The sequence below is a fragment of the Agromyces binzhouensis genome (assembly GCF_004135055.1).
GTDB lineage: Bacteria > Actinomycetota > Actinomycetes > Actinomycetales > Microbacteriaceae > Agromyces > Agromyces binzhouensis.
In genome coordinates, this window is record NZ_SDPL01000661.1 from 1 (window position 1) to 1,079 (window position 1,079).

Consider the following 1,079-nt stretch of genomic DNA (forward strand, 5'->3'; position numbering starts at 1 on the left):
GCCGCAGCTCGTCCGCCTCGTCGAGGAGGGCGAGGCCGACCTCGTGCTCGGTCGGCGGCGACCGACGAGCGGGTCGGCGTGGCCGATCCACGCGCGGCTCGCGAACCGCGTGCTCGCCGCGCGGATGACGCGCCGCACCGGAACGACGCTCCACGACCTCGGCCCGATGCGCGTCGCCCGCACCGCGCGACTGCAGGCGCTCGGCATCCGCGACCGCCGCAGCGGGTTCCCGCTCGAGATGGTGCTGCGGGCCTCGGCCGACGGATGGCGCATCCGCGAGGTCGACGTTCCCTACCGGCCCCGCGAGGGGCGGTCCAAGGTGACCGGCACCGTGCGCGGCACGCTCACGGCGATCGGCGACATGTCCCGCATCTTCCGCGAGGTGCACCCGTGACCGTCGTCGCCGTCATCGCCAAGGAGTGCCGGCCGGGCCGCGTGAAGACCCGGCTCAGCCCGCCGTTCACGCCGGAGGAGGCCGCCGTGCTCGCCGCGGCCGCCCTCGACGACACGCTCGACGTCGTCGCCGCGCTGCCCGTCGACCGACGCGTGCTCTACTTCGACGGCGACGCGGTGCCCGACGCGGCGGCCGGCTTCGACCTCCTCGCCCAATCGCCGGGCGAACTCGACGAGCGGCTCGCGCACCTGTTCGACACGCTCGGCGAACCGACGCTCCTCGTCGGCATGGACACGCCGCAGCTCACGGCCGAGCACGTCGCGGCCGCACTCGGGATCGGCGACGGACGCGACGCACCGGCCGACGCCTGGCTCGGCCCGGCCGCCGACGGCGGATTCTGGGCGCTCGCGATGCGCGAGCCCGACGGCGGGGTGATCCGCGGCGTGCCGATGTCGCGCGACGACACCGGACGCCGTCAACTCGAACGGCTCGAGTCGGCCGGGCTCGTCGTCGGCCTGCTCGACGAGCTCACCGACGTCGACACGGCCGACTCGGCGGCATCCGTCGCCCTCGCCGCACCGGGCACCCGGTTCGCCCGGCTGCATCGCGCGCTCACGGGGGGCCGGCGATGAGCGCCCCACCGTTCCGACCGGCGCCGACGACGACTGCGCCGTCCGCACCGGGA

General features: G+C 75.9%; 2 protein-coding genes. Both read left to right on the plus strand.

All coding sequences use genetic code 11. From position 1 onward, the window contains the following. Nucleotides 1-394: glycosyltransferase family protein (locus ESO86_RS17455; RefSeq protein WP_479722794.1), on the plus strand; the 394-nt coding region annotated here is incomplete at its 5' end. Next, entirely contained in the window at nucleotides 391-1,026 is a 636-nt protein-coding gene (locus ESO86_RS17460) for a TIGR04282 family arsenosugar biosynthesis glycosyltransferase (RefSeq protein WP_129236012.1), read from the plus strand. The genes ESO86_RS17455 and ESO86_RS17460, both read left to right, overlap by 4 nt. Nucleotides 1,027-1,079: the final 53 nt, after the last annotated feature.